The 26,618-nt window shown below is 46.6% G+C and carries 22 protein-coding genes; 14 read left to right on the top strand and 8 right to left on the bottom strand.

What is annotated here, in order from left to right; all coding sequences use genetic code 11:
* The 5 genes from L976_RS15685 to L976_RS15665 all read left to right on the top strand — a co-directional run.
* Positions 1 to 1,263: 3-hydroxyacyl-CoA dehydrogenase NAD-binding domain-containing protein (locus tag L976_RS15685; protein ID WP_231570504.1), on the top strand; the 1,263-nt coding region annotated here is incomplete at its 5' end.
* A gap of 22 nt (positions 1,264 to 1,285) precedes the next feature.
* On the top strand, positions 1,286 to 2,449 hold the full coding sequence (fadA, locus tag L976_RS15680) for an acetyl-CoA C-acyltransferase FadA (RefSeq protein ID WP_037429364.1): 1,164 nt from the start codon (positions 1,286 to 1,288) through the stop codon (positions 2,447 to 2,449).
* Positions 2,450 to 2,847: 398 nt separating this feature from the next.
* Complete coding sequence (gene tusA, locus L976_RS15675; RefSeq protein ID WP_037429363.1) at positions 2,848 to 3,093, top strand: sulfurtransferase TusA; 246 nt, start codon at positions 2,848 to 2,850, stop codon at positions 3,091 to 3,093.
* Between the two features lie 35 nt (positions 3,094 to 3,128).
* Positions 3,129 to 3,566: an MOSC domain-containing protein gene (locus tag L976_RS15670; RefSeq protein ID WP_047538196.1), complete on the top strand. Its 438-nt coding sequence runs from the start codon at positions 3,129 to 3,131 to the stop codon at positions 3,564 to 3,566.
* A 196-nt stretch (positions 3,567 to 3,762) separates the two neighbouring features.
* On the top strand, positions 3,763 to 6,951 hold the full coding sequence (locus L976_RS15665; RefSeq protein ID WP_047538194.1) for an amidohydrolase family protein: 3,189 nt from the start codon (positions 3,763 to 3,765) through the stop codon (positions 6,949 to 6,951).
* A gap of 86 nt (positions 6,952 to 7,037) precedes the next feature.
* On the opposite strand, the gene L976_RS15660 is transcribed toward L976_RS15665, so the two are convergent.
* The gene (locus L976_RS15660; protein WP_047538192.1) at positions 7,038 to 7,613 is read right to left on the bottom strand and encodes a DNA-3-methyladenine glycosylase I; all 576 of its coding nucleotides are present in this window, start codon (positions 7,611 to 7,613) and stop codon (positions 7,038 to 7,040) included.
* A gap of 118 nt (positions 7,614 to 7,731) precedes the next feature.
* Here L976_RS15660 and glyQ point away from each other — a divergent pair, with 118 nt between their 5' ends.
* Together glyQ and glyS are read left to right on the top strand one after the other, a co-directional pair.
* The gene (gene glyQ / locus L976_RS15655) at positions 7,732 to 8,637 is read left to right on the top strand and encodes a glycine--tRNA ligase subunit alpha (protein WP_047538190.1); all 906 of its coding nucleotides are present in this window, start codon (positions 7,732 to 7,734) and stop codon (positions 8,635 to 8,637) included.
* Positions 8,638 to 8,646: 9 nt separating this feature from the next.
* Positions 8,647 to 10,713 carry a glycine--tRNA ligase subunit beta gene (gene glyS / locus L976_RS15650; RefSeq protein WP_047538187.1) on the top strand — a complete coding sequence of 689 codons (2,067 nt, stop codon included), beginning with the start codon at positions 8,647 to 8,649 and terminating at the stop codon, positions 10,711 to 10,713.
* 62 nt (positions 10,714 to 10,775) lie between these two features.
* Here the strand turns inward: glyS and L976_RS15645 are convergent, their stop codons facing one another.
* A complete protein-coding gene (locus tag L976_RS15645) occupies positions 10,776 to 11,819 on the bottom strand; it encodes an HDOD domain-containing protein (protein WP_047538183.1) in 1,044 nt (347 codons plus the stop codon).
* Between the two features lie 292 nt (positions 11,820 to 12,111).
* Here L976_RS15645 and L976_RS15640 point away from each other — a divergent pair, with 292 nt between their 5' ends.
* Entirely contained in the window at positions 12,112 to 12,774 is a 663-nt protein-coding gene (locus L976_RS15640) for a glutathione S-transferase family protein (RefSeq protein WP_047538180.1), read from the top strand.
* 87 nt (positions 12,775 to 12,861) lie between these two features.
* Here the strand turns inward: L976_RS15640 and gyrB are convergent, their stop codons facing one another.
* From gyrB to dnaA, 4 genes are all read right to left on the bottom strand, one after another.
* Positions 12,862 to 15,279: a DNA topoisomerase (ATP-hydrolyzing) subunit B gene (gene gyrB, locus L976_RS15635; RefSeq protein ID WP_047538178.1), complete on the bottom strand. Its 2,418-nt coding sequence runs from the start codon at positions 15,277 to 15,279 to the stop codon at positions 12,862 to 12,864.
* Between the two features lie 16 nt (positions 15,280 to 15,295).
* Positions 15,296 to 16,378 (bottom strand): DNA replication/repair protein RecF, encoded by a 1,083-nt coding sequence (gene recF, locus L976_RS15630; RefSeq protein ID WP_037413470.1) that lies wholly within the window; start codon positions 16,376 to 16,378, stop codon positions 15,296 to 15,298.
* A gap of 161 nt (positions 16,379 to 16,539) precedes the next feature.
* Positions 16,540 to 17,640, bottom strand: a complete 1,101-nt coding sequence (gene dnaN, locus L976_RS15625) for a DNA polymerase III subunit beta (RefSeq protein WP_011620839.1) — start codon at positions 17,638 to 17,640, stop codon at positions 16,540 to 16,542.
* Positions 17,641 to 17,660: 20 nt separating this feature from the next.
* Complete coding sequence (dnaA, locus tag L976_RS15620) at positions 17,661 to 19,043, bottom strand: chromosomal replication initiator protein DnaA (RefSeq protein ID WP_037413464.1); 1,383 nt, start codon at positions 19,041 to 19,043, stop codon at positions 17,661 to 17,663.
* Between the two features lie 445 nt (positions 19,044 to 19,488).
* Here dnaA and rpmH point away from each other — a divergent pair, with 445 nt between their 5' ends.
* From rpmH to mnmE, 5 genes are all read left to right on the top strand, one after another.
* A complete protein-coding gene (gene rpmH, locus L976_RS15615; RefSeq protein ID WP_011070423.1) occupies positions 19,489 to 19,626 on the top strand; it encodes a 50S ribosomal protein L34 in 138 nt (45 codons plus the stop codon).
* Between the two features lie 16 nt (positions 19,627 to 19,642).
* Positions 19,643 to 19,999: a ribonuclease P protein component gene (rnpA, locus tag L976_RS15610; protein WP_011070422.1), complete on the top strand. Its 357-nt coding sequence runs from the start codon at positions 19,643 to 19,645 to the stop codon at positions 19,997 to 19,999.
* Positions 19,966 to 20,220, top strand: a complete 255-nt coding sequence (gene yidD, locus L976_RS22410) for a membrane protein insertion efficiency factor YidD (RefSeq protein ID WP_037413461.1) — start codon at positions 19,966 to 19,968, stop codon at positions 20,218 to 20,220. The genes rnpA and yidD overlap by 34 nt, the downstream gene beginning before the upstream one ends.
* A gap of 3 nt (positions 20,221 to 20,223) precedes the next feature.
* Positions 20,224 to 21,849, top strand: coding sequence for a membrane protein insertase YidC (gene yidC, locus L976_RS15605; protein WP_047538161.1), 1,626 nt, complete (start codon positions 20,224 to 20,226; stop codon positions 21,847 to 21,849).
* Between the two features lie 104 nt (positions 21,850 to 21,953).
* Positions 21,954 to 23,315 (top strand): tRNA uridine-5-carboxymethylaminomethyl(34) synthesis GTPase MnmE, encoded by a 1,362-nt coding sequence (mnmE, locus tag L976_RS15600; RefSeq protein WP_047540589.1) that lies wholly within the window; start codon positions 21,954 to 21,956, stop codon positions 23,313 to 23,315.
* 194 nt (positions 23,316 to 23,509) lie between these two features.
* Here mnmE and L976_RS15595 read toward each other — a convergent pair whose 3' ends face one another.
* Together L976_RS15595 and L976_RS15590 are read right to left on the bottom strand one after the other, a co-directional pair.
* Positions 23,510 to 24,577: an ATP-binding protein gene (locus L976_RS15595; protein ID WP_047538158.1), complete on the bottom strand. Its 1,068-nt coding sequence runs from the start codon at positions 24,575 to 24,577 to the stop codon at positions 23,510 to 23,512.
* Entirely contained in the window at positions 24,574 to 25,302 is a 729-nt protein-coding gene (locus tag L976_RS15590; protein ID WP_047538154.1) for a response regulator, read from the bottom strand. The genes L976_RS15595 and L976_RS15590 overlap by 4 nt, the downstream gene beginning before the upstream one ends.
* 161 nt (positions 25,303 to 25,463) lie before the next feature.
* On the opposite strand from L976_RS15590, the gene L976_RS15585 reads away from it, so the two are divergent.
* Positions 25,464 to 26,618, top strand: a complete 1,155-nt coding sequence (locus L976_RS15585; protein ID WP_047538151.1) for an efflux RND transporter periplasmic adaptor subunit — start codon at positions 25,464 to 25,466, stop codon at positions 26,616 to 26,618.

The following is a 26,618-nucleotide window of genomic DNA, read 5'->3' as shown; positions in this document are numbered from 1 at the left end:
CAATTCGTTAAAGGCAAAGCGAAGAAAGCGGGCAAACTCGCTAAAGATGTGAAAAGCGCAGCCGTATTAGGTGCTGGCATTATGGGAGGCGGTATCGCTTACCAAAGCGCCAGCAAAGGCACGCCAATCGTGATGAAGGATATCGCTCAACCTGCATTAGATTTAGGTTTAGGCGAAGCCGCCAAACTGTTATCTGCGCAAGTTGCTCGTGGCCGCTCTACCCCAGAAAAAATGGCTAAAGTGCTGAACAACATCACCCCAGCATTAGACTATGCACCAGTGAAACATGCTGACGTGGTTGTCGAAGCCGTCGTTGAGCATCCAAAAGTGAAAGCACAAGTACTGGCTGAAGTTGAGCAATACGTCAGTGAAGATGCGATTATCGCCTCTAACACTTCAACCATTTCTATCAACCTGCTCGCGAAGAGCATGAAGAAGCCTGAACGTTTCTGCGGTATGCACTTCTTCAACCCTGTGCACAAAATGCCATTGGTTGAAGTTATCCGTGGCGAGCACAGCTCAGAAGAAACCATCGCATCAGTTGTCGCCTACGCCAGCAAAATGGGTAAAACCCCAATCGTTGTTAACGATTGCCCGGGCTTCTTCGTTAACCGCGTTCTCTTCCCTTACTTTGCTGGCTTTAACGGCCTGCTCGCCGAAGGTGGCGACTTTGCCGCTATCGACAAAGTAATGGAAAAACAATTCGGCTGGCCAATGGGCCCTGCTTATCTGCTAGACGTTGTCGGTTTAGACACAGGCCACCACGCCCAAGCAGTAATGGCCGAAGGCTTCCCCGATCGTATGGGCAAATCCGGCAATGACGCGATTGACGTGATGTTCGAAAACAAACGTCTCGGTCAGAAGAATGGCAAAGGCTTCTACGCTTACTCTGTGGATAGCCGCGGTAAGCCAAAGAAAGACGTCGACCCAACCAGCTACGAGCTGCTGAAGGCCGCCTTTGGTGAACAAAAAGCATTCGATGCGGATGAAATCATCGCCCGCACTATGATCCCAATGATTATCGAAACCGTTCGCTGTTTAGAAGAAGGCATTGTGGCATCACCTGCCGAAGCGGATATGGGCTTAGTCTACGGTTTAGGCTTCCCACCATTCCGTGGTGGTGTGTTCCGTTACTTAGATACTATGGGCGTAGCCAACTTTGTCGCCTTAGCTGACAAATACGCTCACTTAGGTGGTTTGTATCAAGTCACCGACGCCATGCGCGCCCTTGCAGCCAACAACGGTAGCTACTACCAAGCCTAATTAGCGGGAAAGGAATTTAATTATGAAACAAGCTGTTATCGTAGATTGCATTCGTACTCCTATGGGCCGCTCTAAGGCTGGGGTGTTCCGTAATGTACGTGCAGAAACACTCTCTGCCGAATTAATGAAAGGTCTATTACTGCGTAACCCGCAATTAGATCCCAATACTATTGAAGACGTTATTTGGGGCTGCGTGCAGCAAACCCTAGAGCAAGGCTTCAACATTGCCCGTAATGCATCATTGCTGGCAGGTATCCCGAAGACGGCTGGCGCCGTGACAGTCAACCGCCTATGTGGTTCTTCAATGGAAGCCATCCACCAAGCAGCACGTGCCATTATGACAGGCATGGGCGACACCTTTATCATTGGTGGTGTTGAGCATATGGGCCACGTCCCGATGAACCACGGTGTGGATTTCCATCCTGGTTTAGCCAATAACGTTGCTAAAGCATCTGGCATGATGGGCTTAACCGCTGAGATGTTAGGTAAGCTTCACGGTATTACCCGTGAGCAGCAGGATGCCTTTGCAGTGCGTTCACACCAACGCGCTTACGCAGCCACAGTTGAAGGACGTTTTGCCAAGGAAATCTATGGCATCGAAGGTCATGATGCTAACGGTGCACTGATTAAAGTACTGCACGACGAAGTGATTCGCCCAGAAACGACCATGGAATCGTTAGCAGCACTGCGCCCAGTATTCGACCCTGCAAACGGTACTGTGACTGCGGGTACCTCATCAGCCTTATCCGACGGTGCTTCGGCCATGTTAATTATGGAAGAATCTAAAGCGCGCGCTTTGGGTCTACCAATCCGTGCACGCATTCGCTCTATGGCGGTTGCAGGTTGTGATGCGGCTATCATGGGTTACGGCCCAGTGCCTGCCACGCAAAAAGCACTTGCTCGCGCCGGTATTACCGTTGCCGACTTAGATGTGATTGAACTTAACGAAGCCTTTGCTGCTCAGTCTTTACCTTGTGTGAAAGATTTAGGTTTAGCAGATGTGGTTGATGACAAAATCAACCTCAACGGCGGCGCAATTGCACTAGGTCACCCACTGGGTTGTTCTGGCGCGCGTATTTCAACGACGCTGATCAACCTGATGGAACACAAAGATGCGACCTTAGGTTTAGCCACTATGTGTATCGGTTTAGGCCAAGGTATTGCAACCGTTTTCGAACGCGTTTAATCCTTAACGATTCTCCCTTCAAAGAGCCGGACTCAGTTCCGGCTTTTTTATGCAGCTTTAAAATCATTGTGAAATAATGCCACGCTAAAACGTCGATGATAAAGTTGCTAAGCCAAAAACGCTTAAAGTTAGATTATCTCGATTTTATAGCAGCTATAAAAGTCCCGTATTTTTTTATGATGAAGAGATCCATCCCATTCTCAAGCATTTGAGGAAGATTAGGGATCACGAAATAACATTGTTCCACGTGAAACATCTCACTAATCCCGATTCTCGGATAAATAAAATGGAGTAAAACCAATTACCCGTTGCATCACAAAATCAGGCCGCCAACTTGGTTTATCAAAACCACTGGAGTAACATTAGCCAATTCTGTTTAACCGTTCAGTCGAGGTCATATGAACGACGTTTTCTCAACCGCACAACACAAACTGGATGCTCTTGGTTTGCGCTGCCCAGAACCAGTAATGATGGTGCGTAAAACGGTAAGACAAATGGCTCAAGGAGAAACACTGCTTATCATCGCGGATGATCCTGCTACTACCCGTGATATTCCCAGTTTTTGTGAGTTTATGGATCACACACTGATCGCCAGTGAAACCAACCAAATACCCTATCAATATTTGATTAAAAAGGGACTCTAAGTCCCAACATCGACATTAGGATAAGGACATCAAACATGCCGAAACTAGTTGCTATCGCCTACAAAACGATTAAACGCGGACCAATGAATGAGGTGCTGTGCGCGAATGTCACCCAGCACAGCGGTATTGAAAAAGATGTATTTGGTCGCCCAGGCAAAAGGCAAGTCACCGTACTCTCGCTCCAGCAGTGGCAAATAGCGTGTCAAAGTATAGGTGCAAATTTACCTTGGACGACTCGCCGCGCCAATCTTTTAGTCGATGGATTAACTTTTAGTCCTGCCGATGTGGGTAAACAGTTGCACATTGGGGATCTCTGCCTCGAAGTCACAGGAGAAACTGATCCCTGTAAAAAGATGGACCAAGCTCATGCCGGCTTAGAGTCAGCACTAACACCTGATTGGCGAGGCGGTGTCACTTGCCGTGTCATCAATGATGCCATGATCCACATCGGCGATCCCGTCACATTAAACTAATCATCACTTCATGGAGAGTAAGCTGCATTACTCTCCCACAGTTTCTCCGCCTCAACTGCTGCCCCTCGGTCATTAATTGAAACAGTATTTCCGTTTTCCTTACAGGGTATTTGTGCGATAACTTAGCGTAGCATTAACAAATATTTATCCAACCTGATAACAATCAAGCCCTAGAATAACGATAACAGGACATAACATGTTGAAACCTAAGCTGACACCGCTTTATATCGCCCTGATGCTTGGCCTTAACTCCCACGCTGTACAGGCAGCAGACGCCCAAAAAACGAGTTGGGACGTCAATGCGCCAGCCAATGCCCCGCTAGAAAAAGTGGCAATAGATGTAACCGAAGGCACTTGGATGAACATCAGTGTCAGTCCAGACGGCAAACATTTAGTATTCGATTTACTCGGTGATATTTATCAAATCCCAGTCACGGGAGGTGAAGCAAAACCATTAGCTCAAGGCATAGCCTGGCAAATGCAGCCCGTTTATAGCCCTGATGGTAAACACATCGCCTTTACCTCTGATGCGGATGGTGGTGACAATATTTGGATTATGGATGTCGATGGCAGCAATCCACGCACCGTCACATCAGAAACTTTTCGCTTACTCAACAGCCCAGCGTGGAGCCCTGATTCGCAATATTTAGTGGGTCGTAAACATTTTACCGCCAGTCGTAGTTTAGGTGCCGGCGAAGTATGGCTCTACCATGTTGCTGGTGGCGAAGGTGTAAAACTCACCGAACGCCCAAATGATGAGAAAGACTTAGGTGAACCTGCCTATTCACCCGATGGCCGCTATATCTATTTCAGTCAAGATGACACTCCAGGAAAAACCTTCCATTACTCCAAAGACTCAGTAAACGGCATCTATAAAATCAAGCGTTACGATACCAAAACAGGTGATATCGAAATTCTGATCGAAGGGACTGGCGGAGCCATTCGCCCAACCCCAAGTCCTGATGGCACCAAACTGGCCTACATCAAGCGTGATGATTTCCAATCATCCTTATATTTGCTTGATTTGAAATCCGGTGAAACCACTAAACTGTTCGGCGATTTAGACCGCGATATGCAAGAGACTTGGGCAATCCATGGTGTTTACCCGACGATGGCATGGACTCCAGACAACAAAGACATCTTCTTCTGGGCTAAAGGCAAAATTAACCGCCTCAACGTTGCTAATAAAACGGTCACCGATATTCCATTTTCCGTAAAAACCCAAATAGACGTTCAGCCTTCAGTACGCTTTAAACAAGATATTGATAAAGATGTATTCGATGTAAAAATGCTGCGAATGGCACAAGTTTCACCGGATGGAAGTAAGGTCGCCTTCGAAGCATTGGGTAAAATCTGGTTGAAGACACTTCCCGATGGCAAGATGTCGCGCTTAACCGAGTTAGATAACGATATCGAAGAACTCTATCCCCAGTGGTCGCGTGATGGCAAAAATATTGTCTTCACAACTTGGAATGACCAAGACCAAGGCACAGTACAAGTGATCAGCGCTAAAGGTGGCAAAGCGAAACAAGTTACCACTGAGCCAGGAAAATACGTCGAGCCCACCTTTTCTCCCGATGGCGAACTTGTGGTGTATCGTAAAACCCAAGGCGGCCATCTCACACCTCGAACTTGGTCGCAGGAACCAGGTCTGTACAAGGCCGATTTAAAAACCAAACAAAATAAAAAAATCTCCGCAGAAGGCTATCAAGCACAATTCGGAGCCTCAGCCGATCGCATATTTTTTATGAATAGTGGTGAAGATGACACACCGCAGCTTGCCTCTATTAACTTGGATGGGTTTGATAAGCGCGTTCACTACAGCAGTAAGCATGCAACTGAATTTAGAGTCTCACCCGACGGTAAACAGCTTGCCTTTGCCGAGCGCTTTAAAGTTTGGGTGACGCCCTTTGCTAAACATGGTGAAACCGTTGAAATCGGCCCTAACGCCAGCAATCTTCCAGTCACTCAGTTAAGTGTGCGAGCCGGCGAAAGTATCAGTTGGAATAGCAAGAGTAATCAACTCTATTGGACTCTTGGCCCAGAACTGTACCAAGCCGATGTTGATTCGCAGTATCTTAAAAAGAACGCGCAAACTAAGCCAAGCATTATCAATTTAGGCTTTACTGAAAAAGCTGATGTTCCACGTGGAACAGTCGCCTTTGTAGGCGGTAAAGTGATCACCATGGAAAATGACCAAGTCATCGATAAGGGAGTCGTGATCGTCAAAGACAATCATATTGTTGCTGTTGGCGACGCTAACACGGCAATTCCAAAGGATGCACAAGTTATCGATATAAGCGGCAAATCCATTATGCCCGGTTTGTTTGACGCTCACGCCCATGGCGCCCAGGCCGATGATGAAATAGTGCCCCAACAAAACTGGGCGCTCTACTCTGGATTATCCCTAGGCGTGACGACCATCCATGATCCATCGAACGATACCACTGAAATCTTTGCCGCTTCTGAGCAACAAAAAGCTGGTAATATCGTTGGCCCGCGGATTTTCTCCACTGGAACAATTCTCTACGGCGCAAATGCACCCGGATACACCTCGCATATCGACTCACTCGATGATGCAAAATTCCATTTAGAGCGACTCAAAAAAGTTGGTGCCTTTAGCGTTAAGAGCTACAACCAACCGCGTCGCAATCAAAGACAACATGTTATCGCTGCAGCTCGTGAACTCGAAATGATGGTCGTGCCAGAGGGTGGCAGCTTACTGCAACATAACCTGACCATGGTTGCCGATGGCCATACAACCGTAGAACACTCGTTACCCGTGGCAAATATTTATAACGATATTAAACAGTTCTGGGGCCAAACTAAGGTCGGTTACACTCCAACCTTGGTCGTCGCCTACGGCGGTATTTCGGGTGAAAACTATTGGTATGATAAGACCGATGTGTGGGCCCATCCACGTTTGTCTATGTATGTGCCAAGCGATATTTTGCAGGCTCGATCAATGCGTCGCCCCCACGCTCCAGACAGTCACTACAACCACTTCAATGTTGCTAAAGTGGCTAATGAGTTTAATAAATTAGGCATTCATCCAAATATTGGCGCCCACGGTCAACGTGAGGGTTTAGCCGCCCATTGGGAAATGTGGATGTTCGCCCAAGGTGGCATGAGCAATATGGATGTACTCAAAACTGCGACCATCAACCCTGCCACCACCTTCGGCTTAGAGCATCAACTTGGCTCGATTAAGCCAGGTAAGCTTGCAGATTTAATCGTTATTGATGGCGATCCATTAGCGGATATTCGAGTCACAGATAAAGTCACTTATACTATGGTCAATGGTAAGTTGTTTGATGCTGAGTCGATGAACCAACTCAATGGCAGCAAACAACAGCGTAAGCCTTTCTTCTTCCAGAAAATCTAATCTCAGCAAGTAGAAATAACAAAAGGCATGTTCCACGTGGAACATGCCTTTTCTATTTCGCTGCCCATCAAAGCAAACTGAATTAATTATTGATGATCACAACAAGCTTGATAAGAAATACAGTCAACTAGATGATCGTTCACCATTCCCACCGCCTGCATAAAAGCATAACAAATCGTCGGACCAACAAAGTTAAAGCCAAGCTTTTTTAATGCCTTAGACATAGCCTCTGATTCAGGTGTTTGCGCAGGCACCTGCGACATGGAGGTAAATTGATTCACCAATGGCTTGCCACCAACGAAGCTCCATAGAAATTCAGAAAAATCTTTGCCATCCGCAGTGTATGCTAAGTATCCTTTTGCATTACGAATAATCGAATGGATCTTAAGGCGATTACGCACAATTCCTGGGTTAGCCATCAACTCCTCGACTTTAGCGTCGTCAAAAGTTGCAATCACAGCCGGCTCAAAATCCGCAAAGGCTTGTTCGTAGTTTTGCTGCTTCTTTAAGATAGTAATCCAAGATAACCCAGCTTGTTGCCCATCTAAACAGAGCTTGGCAAACAACTCCTTCGAATCATAAACTGGGCGTCCCCACACCTTATCGTGGTACTCGCGATACAAGGGATCATCACTGACCCAATTACAGCGGATTTCTTCCATGGCCTATCTACCTTAACGTTTTAACGAAGAAGGTAAAAAATAACCTACATAAGCAGAGATCTACAAGGTATAATCGAAACCATTTTCTATTCAAGCTGACGGCAGTAGACAAGTAGACATGACGACGAAACACGACGTAAAAACATTTCAGGGTTTCATTCTAACCCTACAGGAATATTGGGCGCAGCAAGGCTGTGCAATCGTTCAACCTCTAGATATGGAAGTCGGTGCGGGTACATTCCACCCACAAACTTTCCTACGCTCTTTAGGGCCTGAGCCAATGAGCAGTGCCTATGTGCAGCCATCGCGCCGCCCTACCGACGGCCGTTACGGTGAAAACCCAAACCGTCTGCAGCACTACTACCAATTCCAAGTCGTGTTAAAACCGTCACCGGATAATATCCAAGAACTCTATTTAGGTTCTCTGCAAGCTCTTGGTATTGATACACAAATCCATGATATCCGTTTTGTGGAAGACAACTGGGAATCACCAACGCTAGGCGCTTGGGGTCTGGGTTGGGAAGTCTGGTTAAACGGCATGGAAGTGACTCAGTTTACTTACTTCCAACAAGTCGGCGGCTTAGAGTGTAGCCCTGTCACAGGTGAAATCACATACGGTTTAGAGCGTCTCGCCATGTATATCCAAGGTGTAGATAGCGTGTACGACCTCGTATGGACCGATGGTCCAATGGGCCTAATCACCTATGGCGATGTGTTCCACCAAAACGAAGTTGAGCAATCGACCTATAACTTTGAGCACGCAGACGTCGACTTTATGTTTGCCCTGTTCGATCAATGCGAAAAAATGTGTCAGCACTTATTGTCGCTTGAAAAACCATTACCTCTACCCGCCTATGAGCAAGTGATGAAAGCCTCGCACGCCTTCAACCTGCTCGATGCACGCCACGCCATTTCAGTGACTGAACGTCAGCGTTATATCCTGCGCGTTCGTACAATGGCTAAAGCCGTTGCTGAATCCTATTATCAGGCACGCGAAGCGCTTGGCTTCCCAATGTGTAAGTAGAGGTAACACATGAATTTTGAAAACTTACTCATCGAGTTAGGCACTGAAGAATTACCGCCAAAGGCGCTGCGTAAACTGGCTGAGTCTTTCTTAGCGAACTTCACCGAAGAATTGACCAAAGCCGATTTAGCTTTTAAATCAGCTGTTTGGTATGCAGCGCCCCGCCGTTTAGCCATTAATGTGACTGAACTGGCTATTGCTCAAGCGGACAAAATCGTTGAAAAGCGCGGCCCCGCTGTCAGCTCAGCTTTCGATGCCGAAGGTAAACCAACCAAAGCCGCAGAAGGTTGGGCACGTGGTAACGGTATTACCGTTGACCAAGCTGAGCGTTTGGTGACCGATAAAGGTGAATGGCTGGTTTATAACGCCAAAGTAGAAGGCGTTGAAACCAAGAGCTTAATCGCAGCGATGGCGCAACGTGCGCTGGATAAGTTACCCATTCCTAAGCCAATGCGCTGGGGAAGCAGCAAGACACAATTTATTCGCCCGGTTCACACCGCTACCATGCTGTTAGGCAGTGAGTTAATTGAAGGTGAATTGCTCGGCATTAAATCGGCACGTAATGTTCGTGGTCACCGCTTTATGGGGACAGGCTTCGAGCTTGACCATGCAGACAACTACCTGACACTGCTGAAAGAAAAAGGTAAAGTCATCGCCGACTACGAAAGCCGTAAAGCCTTAATCAAAGCCGATGCAGAAAAAGCGGCCGCTAAGATTGGTGGCACCGCCGATATCGAAGACGACCTGCTGGAAGAAGTCACCTCTTTAGTTGAATGGCCAGTCGTATTAACCGCAAGCTTTGAAGAGAAGTTCTTGAACGTGCCTTCAGAAGCCTTGGTTTATACGATGAAGGGCGATCAGAAATACTTCCCAGTATTCGATGATGCCGGTAAGTTACTGCCAAACTTTATCTTTGTCGCCAATATCGAATCAAAAGATCCGGCGCAAATCATTGCTGGTAATGAGAAAGTGGTTCGTCCACGCTTGGCTGATGCTGAGTTTTTCTTTAATACCGATAAGAAGCACACACTAGAATCACGTTTACCGAGCCTTGAGACCGTCTTGTTCCAACAACAACTCGGCACCTTAAAAGACAAAGTGACTCGTATCTCTGCCCTAGCCGCCTTTATTGCCGAACAAACTGGCGCTAACGCCGTTGATGCCGCCCGCGCAGGTTTATTGTCTAAAACAGACTTAATGACCAATATGGTGATGGAGTTTACCGATACTCAAGGCACTATGGGCATGCATTACGCCCGCCTAGACGGTGAAACTGAAGCCGTAGCCTTAGCCATGGAAGAGCAATACAAGCCAAAATTCTCTGGCGATACAGTTCCGACGGCAGCGGTATCTTGCGCAGTCGCTTTAGCGGATAAACTCGATACCTTAGTCGGTATCTTCGGTATTGGTCAGGCACCTAAGGGCGCAGCTGACCCATTTGCTCTACGCCGCGCCGCTATCGGTGTGCTACGCATTATCGTTGAGAACAAGCTGCCACTAGACTTAGTGACCCTAATTGCTAAGGCTCAGGAACTCCATGGAATCAACTTAAGCAACGCGAATGCAAGCGATGAAGTGCTTGAGTTCTTAATGGCACGTTTCCGTGCTTGGTACCAAGATAAAGGTATCGATGTTGATGTGATCCTCGCCGTATTAGCACGTCGCCCAACTCGCCCAGCTGACTTTGATAGCCGTATCAATGCGGTATCACACTTCAGAAGCTTAGAAGCCTCTAGCGCTCTGGCAGCGGCGAATAAGCGTGTATCTAACATTCTGGCGAAAGTAGAAGGCGAACTACCGACTGCGATAAATTCAGCTCTGTTAGCCGAAGCAGCAGAACAAGCGTTAGCTGCAAAACTTGCTGAACTTCAGCCTCTGCTTGCTCCACTGTTTGCGAATGCGGATTACCAACAGGCATTAACGCTGCTGGCGAGCTTACGTGAAAGTGTTGACCAGTTCTTCGAAGACGTGATGGTAATGGCCGATGACGAAGCCCTGAAAAACAACCGTTTAGCCCTGCTAAATAACCTACGTGAGCAATTCTTACATGTAGCGGATATTTCTCTACTCCAGTAAGTCACACGTTAGGTGCCAATAAAAAACGCGCTGATAGCGCGTTTTTTTTTGGCTGCAATTTATTAAAATTGCTGGAGTTTTTCATGCAACGCCTCAAATTGAACTTGATCGAGTCCAACCAAGGCTAACAAGTTACTCAGCATGTCTGCAGGCAATTTACCCGCTTGCTGCAGCATCGAAATCTCACTGATGATATTTGCGCGCCAAACCACTGCGGCAATCCCCTCATGCGGCCGGGTATGTAAGTGGGCAAGTTTATCCAGTTGAGCTTCAAAAATACTGGGTAACTGCCAATATCTTGCTAATAACGCACTTAAGGTAAGTGATTTGGCCGTCATCACTTGTCGGAATAACCAAGAATTTGGCTGCTCACCAGGCTCTGCTTGCACAAAAGCATCAAGCAACATTTTGAAGATGGCGAGCTTACCCACATCATGCAGTAATCCTAATAGGAATGCGGTATCCCTATCTTCTTCACTCAGCTCGCTAGTTAAAAAGGCCACCTGCATTGAATGACGCCAAATCTCAGCGCCAAAGCGCCGAAAATAAATGGGTTTAATATCTAGCATCTCACGCACTAGGCAGCTAGTCACAAAGCAACGTAACTGTTCACGGCCAAGTTGTACTAAAGCTTGCTGCAAGCTAGTCACTTCCCGCTCACCACGCTTAAAGGCCGGTGAGTTACACAGCTTAAGCACTTCGACGCTCAGTAAGGGATCTTGCTCGATTAACGCCAACAAGTCTTTAGTATCAAACTGTGGATCTGCTAACTTACGGTCTAGCTCCAATACCTTAGAGGGAAGCTTCAGCACCTTTTCGGCTATCACTTGTGGCGATGCTAAGGCTAGCTCTATTTCAGCCATGACACGCCGTTCAAGGTTATTAGCAACGCCACCAGCATCTTTGGTTCTGGCGGGGAATAACAAACTATAAAACAGCGCCGCTAAGTCAATACTCATCGAAGTATCACATTGCTCTTCTACACGTTTTTTAGGTGACGCTGTCGTTAAAGGTTTGCTGAGATCGGTCTGACTAAAGCTTTTAGGTCGCTCAAGTGTTGCTTGCTCACGGATATTAAAAATTTTGTTGAATATGGATTTAATCAAAATATTCCAACCTACGAAAGCTGTGTTTACTGAGCCAGTATTACATTATCCGTCCATTGTAATTGATATGCTAGAGCAGCCACTATCAGTATTATGTGCAGCTTGAGTATATGTTGCCAAACTTAAGATAAGGTTACCAAGTCGAATTGTTTCACGTGAAACCATAGTCCAATTTAGCTTGATAGCGTGAGCAATTTGAATAGCTGAATATGAGCATGCAACAACTCAACGGCTCGGAGAAAAACAAACATAATGTATAGTGCTTAGCACGACTCAAAATTGGAAGGCGCTTATGAAACTCTATATCGGCAATAAAAACTACTCTAGCTGGTCGCTCCGAGCTTGGTTAATGGCTGCGAAATCAGGCGTTAAGTTCGATGAAGTGCTATTACAACTCGATACCGATAGCTTCTACCAGCAACTCCAATCCATTTCGCCAACGCTAAAAGTACCAACACTGGTCGATGGTGACATTACCGTTTGGGATTCACTGTCGATTTGTGAATATATCAATGATTGTTATCTTTCAGGCGCTGCATGGCCACAAGAGCCAAAACAAAAAGCCAAGGCTCGCTCCCTCGCCTGTGAAATGCATTCAGGCTTTCATGCCCTACGAAATGCCCTGCCTATGAATATCCGTACCCGTCGATATGTCGAGCTTAGCCCCGCTGTTCAGCAAGATATTGCACGCATCGACAGCATTTGGTCTCAGCAAATGACTGAGTTTACCCCATCCAAAAATCAGGGCACTTGGTTATTTGGCGAGTGGTCAATCGCCGATATGATGTTTGCACCAGTGGTAATGCGCTTCTTTACCTATGAGATTGAAGTCTCGCAAGCGAGCCGAGCGTATATGGAATTTATTGTGAGCCAGCCAGAAATGCAGGCTTGGATAACTGCCGCAAAAGCGGAGACTGAAATTGTCGAAGCCGATGAGGCGGGTGTTGATAGGTAATTTGTTGCAAAAGAAAAGGGAAAGCTAAGCTTTCCCTTTTTTATCAATCAGTTATATCTGTAAAAAACGATATTAAACGTCTAGATATTAAACGTCTAAGTTAGCTACGTTCAGCGCGTTGGCTTCAATAAACTCACGACGCGGTTCTACTTGATCGCCCATCAAGCAAGTAAACAGCTGATCCGCACCAACGGCATCATCAATGGTCACTTGCAGCATACGGCGTGATTCAGGATCCATTGTGGTTTCCCACAATTGCTCAGGGTTCATCTCACCCAATCCTTTATAACGTTGGATATATAAACCACGTTTAGCTTCAGAAATAGTCCAATCTAGTGCTTCAATGAAGCTCCCAACTTCTTTCACTCGGTCGCCACGTTGCACATAACCACCGACTTCAATCAAGCCTTCTAGGGCTGTACCTAACTTAGCAATACGTTGATAATCCATTGATTGGAAGAAGTCATAGCTAAATAGGTAATGCGTGTCGATACCATGTTTACGAATGGTGATCTTTGGCAGATACACTTTACGCTCAGGATCGAGTACAGGCTCACCAGAATACAGCACGCCGCTATTTTCTAATTCCACCAACTCATGAATAAAGGCGTCTATCCATTCCTTCATCTTAGCTTCATCGGCCAACATCTCATTGCTGATCATTGGGTGGTAAAGCATCCGATTAGTGATATGCGTTGGATAACGTTGCTCTAAACGGGCAACAATCGCCTCTACTTCGCGGTATTGCGTCACTAAACGCTCTAATGGCTCACCCGACATACCTGGCGCACCTTGAGATGGATAAATGCTGGTGCCATCTAACGCTTGAGTGGTCAAATACTGAGTCAGTGCCGCTTCGTCTTTCAGATATTGTTCTTGCTTACCTTTCTTCACTTTGAATAAAGGTGGTTGAGCAATATACACATAACCACGTTCAATCAGTTCAGGCATTTGGCGGAAGAAGAAGGTCAACAGCAAGGTACGAATGTGCGAGCCGTCGACGTCAGCATCCGTCATGATGATGATGTTGTGGTAGCGAGTCTTATCTGGGTTGTATTCATCACGACCAATACCACAGCCAAGTGCGGTGATTAGTGTTGCAACCTCTTGAGAAGACAGCATTTTATCGAAACGGGCTTTCTCAACGTTTAAGATTTTACCTTTCAGTGGCAGAATCGCTTGATTCTTACGATTACGTCCCTGCTTAGCGCTACCGCCAGCAGAGTCCCCTTCCACTATGTAGATTTCTGAAAGACCAGGATCTTTCTCTTGGCAATCCGCCAGCTTACCAGGCAAACCACCTAAATCAAGCGCGCCTTTACGACGGGTCATTTCACGGGCTTTACGCGCCGCTTCACGGGCACGGGCCGCATCAACAATCTTACCAACGATTAACTTAGCATCGGCAGGATTTTCAAGCAGATAGTCGTTTAGCTTTTCACCCATGGTTTGTTCAACCGCGGCTTTCACTTCGCTAGACACTAGCTTGTCTTTGGTTTGCGAGCTGAACTTAGGATCGGGCACTTTAACCGAGATAACAGCCGTTAAACCTTCGCGTGCGTCATCGCCAGTCGCGTTGGTTTTGCCTTTCTTGTTATAACCTTCGTTTTCCATGTAGTTGTTTAGGTTACGTGTCAACGCACTACGGAAACCGGCTAAGTGAGTACCACCGTCACGCTGCGGGATGTTGTTGGTAAAACAGAATATGTTTTCTTGGTAACCATCGTTCCACTGCATCGCCACTTCAACGGTAATGCCGTCGTCACGCTCCTGCATAAAGTGGAATACATCTTTGTTTACCGGCGTTTTATTACGGTTCAAGTAATCAACGAATGCGCTGATACCGCCTTCGTATTTAAAGAATTCGTTTTTATTATCACGCTCGTCGACTAAGCGAATCCCCACACCAGAGTTAAGGAACGATAGTTCTCGCACCCGTTTAGCCAGGATTTCAAAGTGAAACTCAACATCACTGAAAGTTTGCTCACTGGGCCAGAAACGGATTTCGGTACCCGTTTTAGTTGCATCACCAATCTCTTTGATTGGCGCATCAGGTACACCATGGGTGTAAAACTGCTCGTGGACTTTACCATCGCGACGAATAGTTAATTGCAGCTTTTTAGAAAGCGCGTTGACCACCGACACACCCACACCGTGCAGACCACCTGACACTTTATAGGAGTTATCGTCGAACTTACCACCAGCATGCAGAACCGTCATGATAACTTCTGCGGCCGATACACCTTCTTCTTCATGGATAGAGACCGGAATACCACGGCCATCATCCTTAACAGAAACCGAACCATCCACATGGATAGTAATTGTGATATCAGTACAATGGCCCGCTAAGGCTTCATCGATAGAGTTATCGACTACTTCGAACACCATATGATGTAGACCCGTACCGTCGTCGGTGTCACCAATATACATCCCAGGTCTCTTACGTACTGCATCAAGGCCCTTAAGGACCTTAATACTCGAAGAATCGTAACTATTCTCTGACATATTATTCTCTCAATGGTTATTCAATTACCGTTACACGTCCGTGTTCCACATGGAACATCCTACTGGGAGGCGTGTGTAACGAATCGACTATTGCTGCTGGCTCAATGGCGGTCACAAACACTTGTGCACCAGTGTCCACTAGCTGTTTCAGCAATAGCTGCCTATGCTGTGCATCCAACTCGGATGGAAGATCATCCACAAGATAAATACTGTGTTTATCTATTTGTTGTTTGAGCAACTTTCCCTGTGCAATACGCAGTGCACAGACTAATAATTTCAATTGACCACGGGACAGGGCATCCTGCGCCGGCAAAGTGCCTACACGAAGTCTTAAGTCAGCTTTATGGGGACCGCTGACGGTATGACCCGTAGCCAAATCTCTGGGATATTGTGATTCGAGAAGTTGTGCAAAATCCGTTTTGCTATCCCAGCCGCGGGTAAATGAAACCTTAACATTCACCTGCGGTAAAAACTCCTCGATTATACCCTTAAGTAGCTCATTTAACGAGTCTACATAACGGTTTCGTATTTCGGTGACCTGCTCGGTATAACGGACAAACTCCCGATCCCAATATTGGATTTGATCATAGGGAGAATTATTCCTAAGCAGCTGATTTCGTTGCTTAAGAACTCGCCTCACATTCACCCACGCCGCATAAAACTGTGGGTCCGAATGAAAGGCCCCCCAATCAATAAACTGCCTGCGGGATTTTGGACCTTCAAACAATAACGAAAAGCTTTCCGGCGTGATGACTTGTATGGGCAAGGTTTCAGCTAAAGTCGATAGCCGTTTGACCTTTTCGCCGTCAATTTTGACTTCGGTTTCGCCACTGCGAAAACGCCGCAGACCAATTTTACTGTCGCCGCGGGGTAAATTTAAGGTCGCAAACAGGGTTAGTTTGTCTTGGTCGTTATTGATGACTCGCTGGGATAAGTGGCTGCGAAACGAGCGCCCCATCCCGAGAAAGTAAATCGCCTCAAGAATACTGGTTTTGCCACTGCCATTTTGACCATAGATCAGATTAATCCCCTCACTCGGGCTCAGTTGCGCCAATTGAATATTGCGAAAAGAATCAATATTAAGACGGATAAGGCTCATGCGTTACTCATCAAACCGCATCGACGGCTCAGGCCAAGACTCAGGACTGTTATCATACCGCAATTCACATCCATTAGAGTTAATAAGGCAACAAGGGATAAGGTCTGAAGACATATACGCCGCTAAAAAGCGGCGTATGGCACTGCGTAGAAATAGGATGACTATAAGCGCATTGGCATAACCACATACATGGAATCTTCTTCCAAGTGGTTTTCCAATAAAGCACTCGAGTTACCATCGATTAAAGTGATACGCACATCATCGGACTTAAGGTTGTTGAGCACGTCCAATAAGTAACTGACGTTGAAACCAATTTCGAGTGGCTGATTGTTGTAATCCACATCGATGATTTCTTCCGCTTCTTCTTGCTCTGGGTTATTAGCGGTGATTTTCAGTAATCCCGCTTCTAACTGAATGCGTACACCACGAAACTTCTCATTCGATAAAATAGAAGCGCGCGTTAAAGCTTGCTTGAAGTGGTTACGGCTGGCGATAACGATTTTATCACCGCCCTTAGGTAACACGCGGCGATAATCGGGGAAGCGACCATCGACTAATTTGCTGGTAAAGACTGTGGTGCTGGTGGTCGCGCGAATCGCGTTGTCGCCAATGGCAATCGCGATATCTAAATCATCGGCTTCCAACAAACGCGCCATTTCCATCACGCCTTTACGGGGCACGATCACTTGTTTTTCAGGTAATTGTGCATCTATGGTTCTGTGACTTAAGGCTAAGCGGTGACCGTCGGTAGCAATGGCGCGCAGCACATTACCTTCGGTTTCGAGCAATAAACCATTCAGATAGTAACGAACGTCTTGGTTCGCCATCGAAAACTGGGTCGCATCAATCAAAGACTTCAGCACGCCTTGCTTAAGGGTGAATTCGATTTCCGCCTGAAAGGCTTCCACGTTGGGGTATTCTTCTGCGGGCAGGGTTGCCAGCGAAAAACGACTACGGCCAGAGCGTAACAACCACTTGTTATCTTGCTGCTCGACCTTAAGCTCGCTTTGCTCGGGTAAGGATTTAACGATATCTAACAGCTTCTTAGCAGGAACTGTAGTTCGACCTTCTTCGATATCACCATGAATAACCGCCTGACCGACTAACTCAACTTCAAGGTCGGTACCTGTCATTTTGAGTGAGTGACCACTAACTTCTACAAGGAGATTTGCCAAAATAGGCAAGTTATGGCGTCTTTCTACCGCACCACAAACCAATTGAAGCGGCTTTAATAGGGCGTCCCTATCAATTGAAAATTTCATAGTGTCCAAATTCCTTGATTTTAAGAAGATAAGGTTCTAATCAAGTTAGCATAATCTTCTTTAATGTCGTGACTCTCTTCCCGTAGCTGAGCAATCTTACGACAGGCATGTAACACTGTGGTGTGATCTCGACCACCAAAGGCATCACCAATTTCCGGCAAGCTCTGGTTAGTTAATTCTTTGGATAACGCCATGGCCACTTGTCTTGGGCGCGCAACACTGCGCGAACGACGCTTAGACAACATATCAGCCATCTTGATTTTGTAGTATTCAGCTACGGTTTTCTGAATGTTGTCTATAGTGACTAATTTTTCCTGCAGTGCCAAGAGGTCACGTAGTGCTTCACGCACAAAATCAATCGTTATTGGGCGACCGGTAAAATTAGCGTTGGCGATCACGCGGTTTAACGCCCCTTCTAACTCGCGTACGTTTGAACGTAAGCGCTTAGCAATAAAAAAGGCCACTTCATCGGGCAGGTTAATGCCGCTCTCTTGGGCTTTACGCATCAAAATCGCCACGCGAGTTTCAAGCTCTGGCGGTTCAATTGCAACTGTTAAGCCCCAACCAAAGCGGGATTTTAATCTGTCCTCTACCCCGTCGATCTCTTTTGGATAACGATCCGATGTCAGGATGATCTGATGGTTACCTTCAAGCAGTGCGTTAAAGGTATGGAAAAATTCTTCTTGGGATCGGTCTTTATTGGCAAAAAATTGAATATCGTCGATAAACAGTGCATCGACACTACGGTAATAGCGTTTGAATTCTTCGATCGCATTGTTTTGCAGCGCTTTGACCATGTCTTGCACAAAACGCTCAGAATGCATATAAACCACTTTAGCATTGGGATTATTTTTAATGATCCCGTTACCGACAGCGTGCAACAAGTGAGTCTTACCTAGACCAGTTCCACCATATAAGAATAGTGGGTTATATGCACCGCCTGGATTTTCAGCTACTTGCAATGCAGCCGCTTTACCAAGTTGGTTTGACTTACCCTCAACGAAGTTATCGAATTGATAAGTTGGATTGATATTGCTGCGATGGTTAGTGTTAGTCACAGGCTCGGTGGTATTAAATGATGTACCAACAGAAGCCTTAGTTTGGGGATTGGGTACGCGCACTGCTGCGACGGGCGCAGGTTCTGGCTTTTTCGCGGACGGACGACTACCGATATCGAAGCGTAGCTTAGGCGCATCATTACCCATTTGCTCAGTAAAAAACTGATTAATGATATTGATGTACTTATCCCTAACCCAATCGAGCACGAAGCGGTTAGGCGCATATAACACCAAAGTATCTCCATCCATTTCGGCTTGTAACGGTCTGATCCACATACTGAACTGCTGAGCAGAAAGCTCATCTTGCAGTCTTCCGATACATTGTTGCCAAAGTGAAACCGCCACTAAGTTATCCCCAAAAGATCATCAAAAAGAGGTGTATTCTATAGCGAGATCTCAAGGATCGCTATCCTTAAAAAATAATTATCCCCAACAAGATCATTCTTTGTCAGCATCCTCGATCATCAAAGATCAAATTCGATCCTTTTATTCAACAAATAGGGAAAATCCCGCTTTATTAAGCGATCCAGATTGATCTATAATGGCGCCCCTTTGATCTGTTAACAGATCCTCTTAACTACTAGATGTAGTGTCCATACACAGAGTTATCCACATCTTATAGTGTGTGGGGGGAGTTGATCTAAGGATACGCTGGCAGAAATAACCCACTTGCTGACTTTCGTTGTTGACGGGGACAAGTAAAGTGATTACAATTCGGCCTCTTTTTTACCCTTACCTCTATTCGTGGAGATAAGGATATGTTCACTAATAACAAAGACGGATTGCCATCATGAGTAAACGTACTTTTCAACCTAGCAACCTGAAGCGCAAGCGTTCTCACGGCTTCCGCGCTCGTATGGCTACTGCAGGCGGCCGTAAGGTGCTTGCACGTCGTCGTGCGAAAGGTCGCGCTCGTTTATCTGCTTAATTAAGTGGATAACTAGTTGACTAGCTATACCTTTACGCGGGAGTTACGCTTGCTAACTCCCGCGCAATTTAAATCTGTATTTTCCAATCCCATCAAAGCATCTTCTGCTGAAATAACCTTGCTTGCCATTCCTAATTCGGAACAACATCCGCGTCTGGGTCTTACTGTTGCTAAACGCTACGTAAAACGTGCCAATCAGCGAAATCGCATTAAGCGAGTGATCAGAGATAGTTTTCGCCTCAATCAACACAATATTCCTCATCTTGATATTGTTGTGCTGGTTAGAAATGGGGTGATGGAAATGGAAAATGCCGAACTCAACAAGTTGATAGAAAAGCTATGGCGCAAACTCAGTCGCCGCTACAATGGCTAGCAACCACGTTTATTCGTGGCTATCAAATCTTCATCAGCCCAATCTTGGGACCTCGATGTCGTTTCAATCCCACTTGCTCTCATTACGCCATTGAGGCAATAAAAGTGCACGGAACCGCGAAAGGTTGTTGGTTTGCATTGAAACGCATATTAAAATGTCACCCTTTGCATCCCGGCGGTAGTGATCCCGTCCCCCCTAAAAATGACAGGTGTAATAAATAGGCTATGGAATCTCAACGCAATATATTGCTAATAGGACTACTGTTTGTCAGCTTTTTGCTGTGGCAACAGTGGCAAGCAGACAAAGCTCCAAAACCCGTTGCAACCGAATCGTCTGTAGTGGCGAATGCGACCACTAATCACAGTGCTGATGTTCCAGAAGCGGATACTGGTGTGCCAGCAGCAGTCGCTGCGACGCAAAATCTAATCACTGTTAAAACCGATCAGCTCGATGTGCAAATCAACCCTGTGGGTGGTGATATTGTTTTTGCTGCACTGGTTTCACATAAATTGGAACAGGGTAAAGACCAGCCATTTGTTTTGCTTGAGCAAACCAAAGATTACACTTATATCGCTCAGAGTGGCCTAATTGGCCGTGATGGTATAGATAGCAGTGCTAAAGGTCGCGCCGCATTTGCCGCCAGCAAAACTGAATTTACCTTAGCCGATGGCCAAGACACCTTAGAAGTACCACTGACCTATGTGGCTGATAACGGTGTGACTTACACAAAAGTGTTTATATTCCATCGTGGCAAGTTTAACGTTGATATCGATTACAAAATCAACAACACCTCAGCTGCTCCATTACAAGTTCAGATGTACGGTCAGATTAAACAGACCATCAAGCCATCTGAAAGCAGCATGATGATGCCAACTTACCGTGGCGCCGCGTTTTCGACTCAAGATGTACGTTACGAAAAGTACAAGTTTGAAGATATGAGCAAGAGCAATCTCAATCAACCGACTCTCGGTGGTTGGGCGGCGATGCTGCAACATTACTTCGTATCAGCTTGGATCCCACCAGCAACCGATAGCAACACGATTTTCTCGAGTGTAAGCGCTGGCGGTTTAGCGAACATTGGTTTCCGTGGCGCGATATATGATATTGCACCAGGTGCAACGCAAGAAATTAGCTCACAGTTTTATGTTGGCCCTAAAGATCAAAAAGCGCTATCTGCGTTATCTGATACCTTAAACCTAGTAGTTGATTACGGTTTCCTTTGGTGGTTAGCCGTTCCAATCCACTGGTTATTGATGTTCTATCAATCATTTGTGGGTAACTGGGGTGTGGCAATTATCCTGATCACCTTAACCGTTCGTGGTTTACTGTTCCCGCTTACCAAAGCGCAGTACACCTCAATGGCGAAGATGCGTAACCTACAGCCAAAACTGCAGGAACTAAAAGAGCGTTTCGGCGATGACCGTCAAAAGATGGGTCAAGCCATGATGGAACTGTATAAGAAGGAAAAAGTTAACCCTATGGGTGGCTGTTTACCTATTATTTTACAGATGCCAATCTTTATTGCCCTATACTGGGTATTGCTAGAGAGCTTCGAGCTGCGTCATGCTCCATTTATGTTATGGATCCACGACTTATCAGTACAAGATCCATACTACATTCTGCCGCTGCTGATGGGTGTGTCCATGTTTGTGATGCAAAAAATGCAACCCATCGCACCGACAATGGACCCAATGCAAGTGAAGATGATGCAATGGATGCCAGTGATCTTTACCGTATTCTTCCTGTGGTTCCCATCGGGTCTGGTACTGTACTGGTTAGTGGGTAACATTGTTGCCATCATCCAGCAGAAGATTATTTATGCAGGTCTAGAGAAAAAAGGCTTAAAATAAGCCCAAGCGCTAGATAGGAGCTAACAGCTCAGCATATTCAAAAAGGCGGCTTCATTGGCCGCCTTTTCCTTTAGATAATTTGATCGATATTAATGGGTATTTCCGTGACAACTGACACTATCGTGGCACAGGCCACCGCGCCCGGACGGGGCGGCGTGGGTATCATTCGTATCTCTGGTGATAAGGCAACTGATGTGGCCATGGCCGTATTGGGTCATTTACCTAAACCCCGTTACGCCGATTACTGCGACTTTAAAAATGCCTCAGGCCAAGTGATAGACCAAGGTATCGCACTGTTTTTTAAAGGCCCTAATTCCTTCACGGGTGAAGATGTATTAGAGCTGCAGGGCCACGGTGGTCAAATCGTCCTCGATATGCTGATCAAACGCGTGCTCGAAGTCGAAGGCATTCGCATCGCCAAACCCGGCGAGTTTAGCGAACAGGCCTTTATGAACGATAAACTAGACTTAACCCAGGCCGAAGCCATTGCCGACCTTATCGATGCCACCAGTGAACAAGCGGCTAAAAGCGCGCTGCAATCGCTCCAAGGTGAGTTTTCGAAGGAAGTGCATGAGCTGGTGGATCAAGTCACCCATCTGCGTTTATACGTCGAAGCCGCGATTGATTTCCCCGATGAAGAAGTCGACTTTTTAAGTGATGGCAAAATTGCCAATGCACTCTACAAAATCATCGACAAACTCAGCGCCGTCCAAGCCAGTGCCAAGCAAGGCTCGATTATCCGCGAAGGCATGAAGGTGGTGATTGCCGGTCGCCCCAATGCCGGAAAATCCAGTCTACTTAATGCGCTCGCCGGTAAAGAGTCGGCGATTGTGACCGAAATAGCTGGCACCACTCGCGATGTGCTGCGCGAACACATTCATTTAGATGGTATGCCGCTGCATATTATCGACACCGCAGGTTTACGGGATACCACAGATACGGTTGAACAAATCGGTATCGAGCGCGCTTGGAATGAAATCAACAGTGCCGATCGGGTGTTGTTTATGGTCGATGGCACCACCACGGATGCCGTCGATCCTCACGATATTTGGCCCGATTTTATCGATCGTCTCCCCGCCAATTTAGGCGTGACCGTTGTCCGCAATAAGGCCGATCTCACCGGTGAAAACCTCGCCATGACCGAAGAAAAAGGTTACAGCGTGTATAGGATCTCGGCCAAAACAGGCCTCGGTGTTGACGAGTTAAAACAGCACCTTAAATCGCTGATGGGTTATCAGAGTAATCTCGAAGGTGGCTTTATCGCCCGTCGTCGTCACCTCGAAGCATTGGATGTTGCCGCAAGCCATCTGCAACTCGGTAAAGAGCAATTAGAGGTTTATCTCGCAGGTGAACTGTTAGCAGAAGAGCTCAGAATGGCGCAACTCGCCCTATCTGAAATCACTGGCCGTTTTACTTCAGACGATCTACTCGGCAAAATTTTTAGCTCATTCTGTATCGGGAAGTAAAATAGTAAAACGCATCAAACCAAATCAAAACAACATTATGATTTTAAAATAATTTTGTTTTATTGGGTGGGAAGTGATTTGAAGGGTTTTGTCGATTCTTGCTCCGTATGTGCTCCGAAGATAAATTTTGGAGCACATTTGTAATATAAGAAAAAAACCCATTAAATAAATATATTAGTAGACAAGAATAAAGCCTAAACTTGCCTAATTGGCCAAAATAGAACGAATACTGTTCCTCCACGACCCGATGGCTGGCAGACCACATGGCCGCCGTGAGCTTCAACAATAGTCTTAACCACGGCAAGACCAAGCCCGCTACCGCCACTTTTTCGTGAACGAGAAGGATCGACTCGACGAAATGCTTCGAATACGTAACTGGCGGCAGCATCAGGGATACCTGGCCCCTCATCTTCCACACTTAGATAGCAATTATCATCCGAATGATAGAGCCGCACGGTTAACTCGCCGGGATCTGCATGCTGGCGAGCATTTTCTAGGAGTGCGATTAGCACCTGACGGATACGGATGGCATCACAGTAAACTTGAAGGCTAGAATCGAGTTCCAACTTAAGTTTGAGTCCTCTGGCATCTAAAGCCGCTGCAAAGGTTTCAATCACTGTACTAAGTTCATCCGCTAAACAAACCTCTACACGATGTAACTCTAAGTGGCCACTGTCGTTAAGGCTCAGCACTCGTAAATCTTCTATCAGGTGATTTAAGCCTTCGACCTGCCGTAACAATCCCTCGAACAACTCACTATTAGGACTAAAAACACCTTCCGCTAAGCCCTGCAATCGACCACGCAAAATGGTGACCGGAGTGCGAAGCTCATGGGCAATAGCCGCATTCCAAAACTCCCGCTCGCGGGTCATACACTCTAATCGCTCAGCCATCGCATTAAAGTCACTGACCAGTTGCGCGGTTTCTCCCATAGTATCTTGATCCATTTTTGCGCGTGCGTTGAGTTTACCTAGAGCGACTTCGCGTAGGCTATATGCCACAGAATTCAACGGATTGAGGATTCGCCGAGACAGACGAACAGCAACAAAAAGCGACATCCCCAATGCGGCGGCGATAGTGCAAACAATCCAGAGCATCTCCATCCGAGAAGGCATCCAAGTTTCAGAGATGCTGCCAGGCAAGTAGGTCACCGCAATAGCATAGAAAACATAGGAACCAAATACCGACAGGAAAATAATCCCTAGCGTCATCACTGCTAAGGATTTAATAATTTGTCTGCGTAAGCCTGGTGATTGCTTCATACTTCACCACCAAAGCGATAGCCAACCCCCCAGATGCTGAGCGGTACTCCTTGAATATTAAGGGCTTCAAGTTTTTTACGCAGCTTGCTGATATGACTATCTACAGTGCGTTCCTGAGTATCACCTTCGGGCAAGCAATTAATCAGCAGCTCCTCACGGCTAAAAACACGTTTTGGCGCCCGCATCAGACAGGCTAACAGTTTAAATTCAGTGAGTGTCAGATCGAGTATTTGCTGCTGACCTTTCAAGTTCACGCTGGCCTCGTGACTGTCTAAGTCGATTTGAAACTGGCCGACGCGCAATATTTGGCTATTGGTAGACGGGTTAATTCGGACGCGTCGCAAAACAGCTTGAACCCTAGCGACCACCTCAGCAGGATTGAAAGGCTTAACCACATAGTCATCGGCACCGAGGCGTAACCCCATTAACTTATCGATATCTTGGTCAAGCGCGGTAAGCATGATCACTGGTGTATCGCCACGGGAACGAATTTCATTCAATACCTTCCAGCCATCGAGATTAGGCATCTGTACATCAAGCAACAACAGATCGGGCTTAAATGTACCGTGCATGGCTAATGCTTGAATACCATCCGTAGCGTGTTGAGTTCGCAGCCCACTTCGCTGTAAATAGGCAATCAGAATCTCGGCAATCTCGGCTTCATCTTCGGCAATCAGTACAAGTGCCGAAGTCATCTGACTTTTTGTGGCATTGAGATTGGACATAAATAGCTCTAAGGCTGAAATTGAAGAACTTTATCACTCCCTCCACACATTCTCCACAAAGCCTCGAATAATTCGCAATAGCGACTCGTCATAATTCAGTGAGTTCTCAAGCATTGGTCAATGTCATCAGTGAGAACGTAGCAAATAGAGGAGAGTTGGTTATGTTCAGCAAAAAACGGCATTTAAACTTGGTACTCTTGGTAGGAATTGCCGTAATGGGATTGATGGGTTGCGACTCCGCGGAGCAGGAGGAAAATCCCCCCTCTCTAATCCAGGTTTCTGTAATCACACTGGATAACGAAGCACTATTGGTCACAGAAGATCTACCTGGTCGAGTTGTTGCTGTTCGCAGTGCAGAGATCCGCGCGCAAGTTAGCGGCATAGTTCAACATCGTCTGTTCGAACAAGGCAGCGAGGTAACATCTGGCACAGTGCTATTCCAGATTGATCCTGCACAATTTAAAGCCGATGTTGCTATTGCGGCAGCCGCCTTGCAACGAGCCGAAGCCGTATTGGTTCGTTCTCGCCAGGAAACTGCACGCTTGGCCTCCCTGTTAAAAACCGAAGCGGTTAGCCAACAAATGTTTGATGATGCAATTTCCCTGCGCGATCAAGCCGCAGCAGATGTCGCCCAATCCCAAGCGACACTTACGCGGCGCCAGTTAGATTTAGAATTTGCCAGCGTCAAAGCCCCTATCTCAGGGCAAATTGATCAAGCCTTAGTGAGTGAAGGAGCCTTAGTCTCACCGACTGATACCACCCCAATGGCGAGGATCCAACAAATTGACCAAGTGTATGTCGATGTTCGACTGCCAGCATCAATGTTAGACAGCATGCGCCAGCAAGCAAACGAAGCTAACCCAGAGTTAAGCGTAGAGATCCTGAGCAGCAGCGGTGAGTCTCTTGGCATGAAAGGTCATATCTTATTTTCGGGCTCCGAGGTGGATACAGGTACCGGTGATGTACTGCTGCGTGTACTCGTTGATAATCCACAACATCGCCTATTGCCCGGTCTTTTTGTAAAAGCTCGGGTTCCAAAGACTTACTATTCTTCCACTCTGAGAGTGCCACAACAGACGGTCACCCGTAAGGCGGGTCAATCCCAAGTATGGGTACTCAATGCGGAGGGCAAGGTACAGCCAGTAGCAATTAAAGTCGATGAGCTAGTGGCAGGCCGCTACCGCGTGATATCAGGACTATCTGCTGGCCAGCAGATAGTCGTTGAAGGCATCGAACGCCTAAGTCCTGATGCGCAGGTTCATGCTCGGCTTTGGCAACCCACAGCAGAGCAGCAATTAAGTGCCGATGTGCGCTGA

The sequence above is a fragment of the Shewanella sp. ZOR0012 genome, assembly GCF_000798835.1.
Classification (GTDB): Bacteria; Pseudomonadota; Gammaproteobacteria; order Enterobacterales; family Shewanellaceae; genus Shewanella; species Shewanella xiamenensis.
The sequence above is the reverse complement of the archived record's forward strand: the minus strand, read 5'-3'. Positions and strand labels throughout refer to the sequence as shown.

Excerpts from the sequence above, each read along its gene's own strand:
- L976_RS15670 (WP_047538196.1), top strand. The coding sequence starts at position 3,129 with ATGCCGAAACTAGTTGCTATCGCCTACAAAACGATTAAACGCGGACCA.
- glyS (WP_047538187.1), top strand. The coding sequence starts at position 8,647 with ATGAATTTTGAAAACTTACTCATCGAGTTAGGCACTGAAGAATTACCG.
- recF (WP_037413470.1), bottom strand. The coding sequence starts at position 16,378 with ATGAGCCTTATCCGTCTTAATATTGATTCTTTTCGCAATATTCAATTG.
- L976_RS15660 (WP_047538192.1), bottom strand. The coding sequence starts at position 7,613 with ATGGAAGAAATCCGCTGTAATTGGGTCAGTGATGATCCCTTGTATCGC.
- yidD (WP_037413461.1), top strand. The coding sequence starts at position 19,966 with ATGGCGCAAACTCAGTCGCCGCTACAATGGCTAGCAACCACGTTTATT.
- L976_RS15585 (WP_047538151.1), top strand. The coding sequence starts at position 25,464 with ATGTTCAGCAAAAAACGGCATTTAAACTTGGTACTCTTGGTAGGAATT.
- glyQ (WP_047538190.1), top strand. The coding sequence starts at position 7,732 with ATGACGACGAAACACGACGTAAAAACATTTCAGGGTTTCATTCTAACC.
- yidC (WP_047538161.1), top strand. The coding sequence starts at position 20,224 with ATGGAATCTCAACGCAATATATTGCTAATAGGACTACTGTTTGTCAGC.
- L976_RS15640 (WP_047538180.1), top strand. The coding sequence starts at position 12,112 with ATGAAACTCTATATCGGCAATAAAAACTACTCTAGCTGGTCGCTCCGA.
- rpmH (WP_011070423.1), top strand. The coding sequence starts at position 19,489 with ATGAGTAAACGTACTTTTCAACCTAGCAACCTGAAGCGCAAGCGTTCT.
- L976_RS15665 (WP_047538194.1), top strand. The coding sequence starts at position 3,763 with ATGTTGAAACCTAAGCTGACACCGCTTTATATCGCCCTGATGCTTGGC.
- L976_RS15590 (WP_047538154.1), bottom strand. The coding sequence starts at position 25,302 with ATGTCCAATCTCAATGCCACAAAAAGTCAGATGACTTCGGCACTTGTA.
- gyrB (WP_047538178.1), bottom strand. The coding sequence starts at position 15,279 with ATGTCAGAGAATAGTTACGATTCTTCGAGTATTAAGGTCCTTAAGGGC.
- tusA (WP_037429363.1), top strand. The coding sequence starts at position 2,848 with ATGAACGACGTTTTCTCAACCGCACAACACAAACTGGATGCTCTTGGT.
- fadA (WP_037429364.1), top strand. The coding sequence starts at position 1,286 with ATGAAACAAGCTGTTATCGTAGATTGCATTCGTACTCCTATGGGCCGC.
- L976_RS15595 (WP_047538158.1), bottom strand. The coding sequence starts at position 24,577 with ATGAAGCAATCACCAGGCTTACGCAGACAAATTATTAAATCCTTAGCA.
- dnaN (WP_011620839.1), bottom strand. The coding sequence starts at position 17,640 with ATGAAATTTTCAATTGATAGGGACGCCCTATTAAAGCCGCTTCAATTG.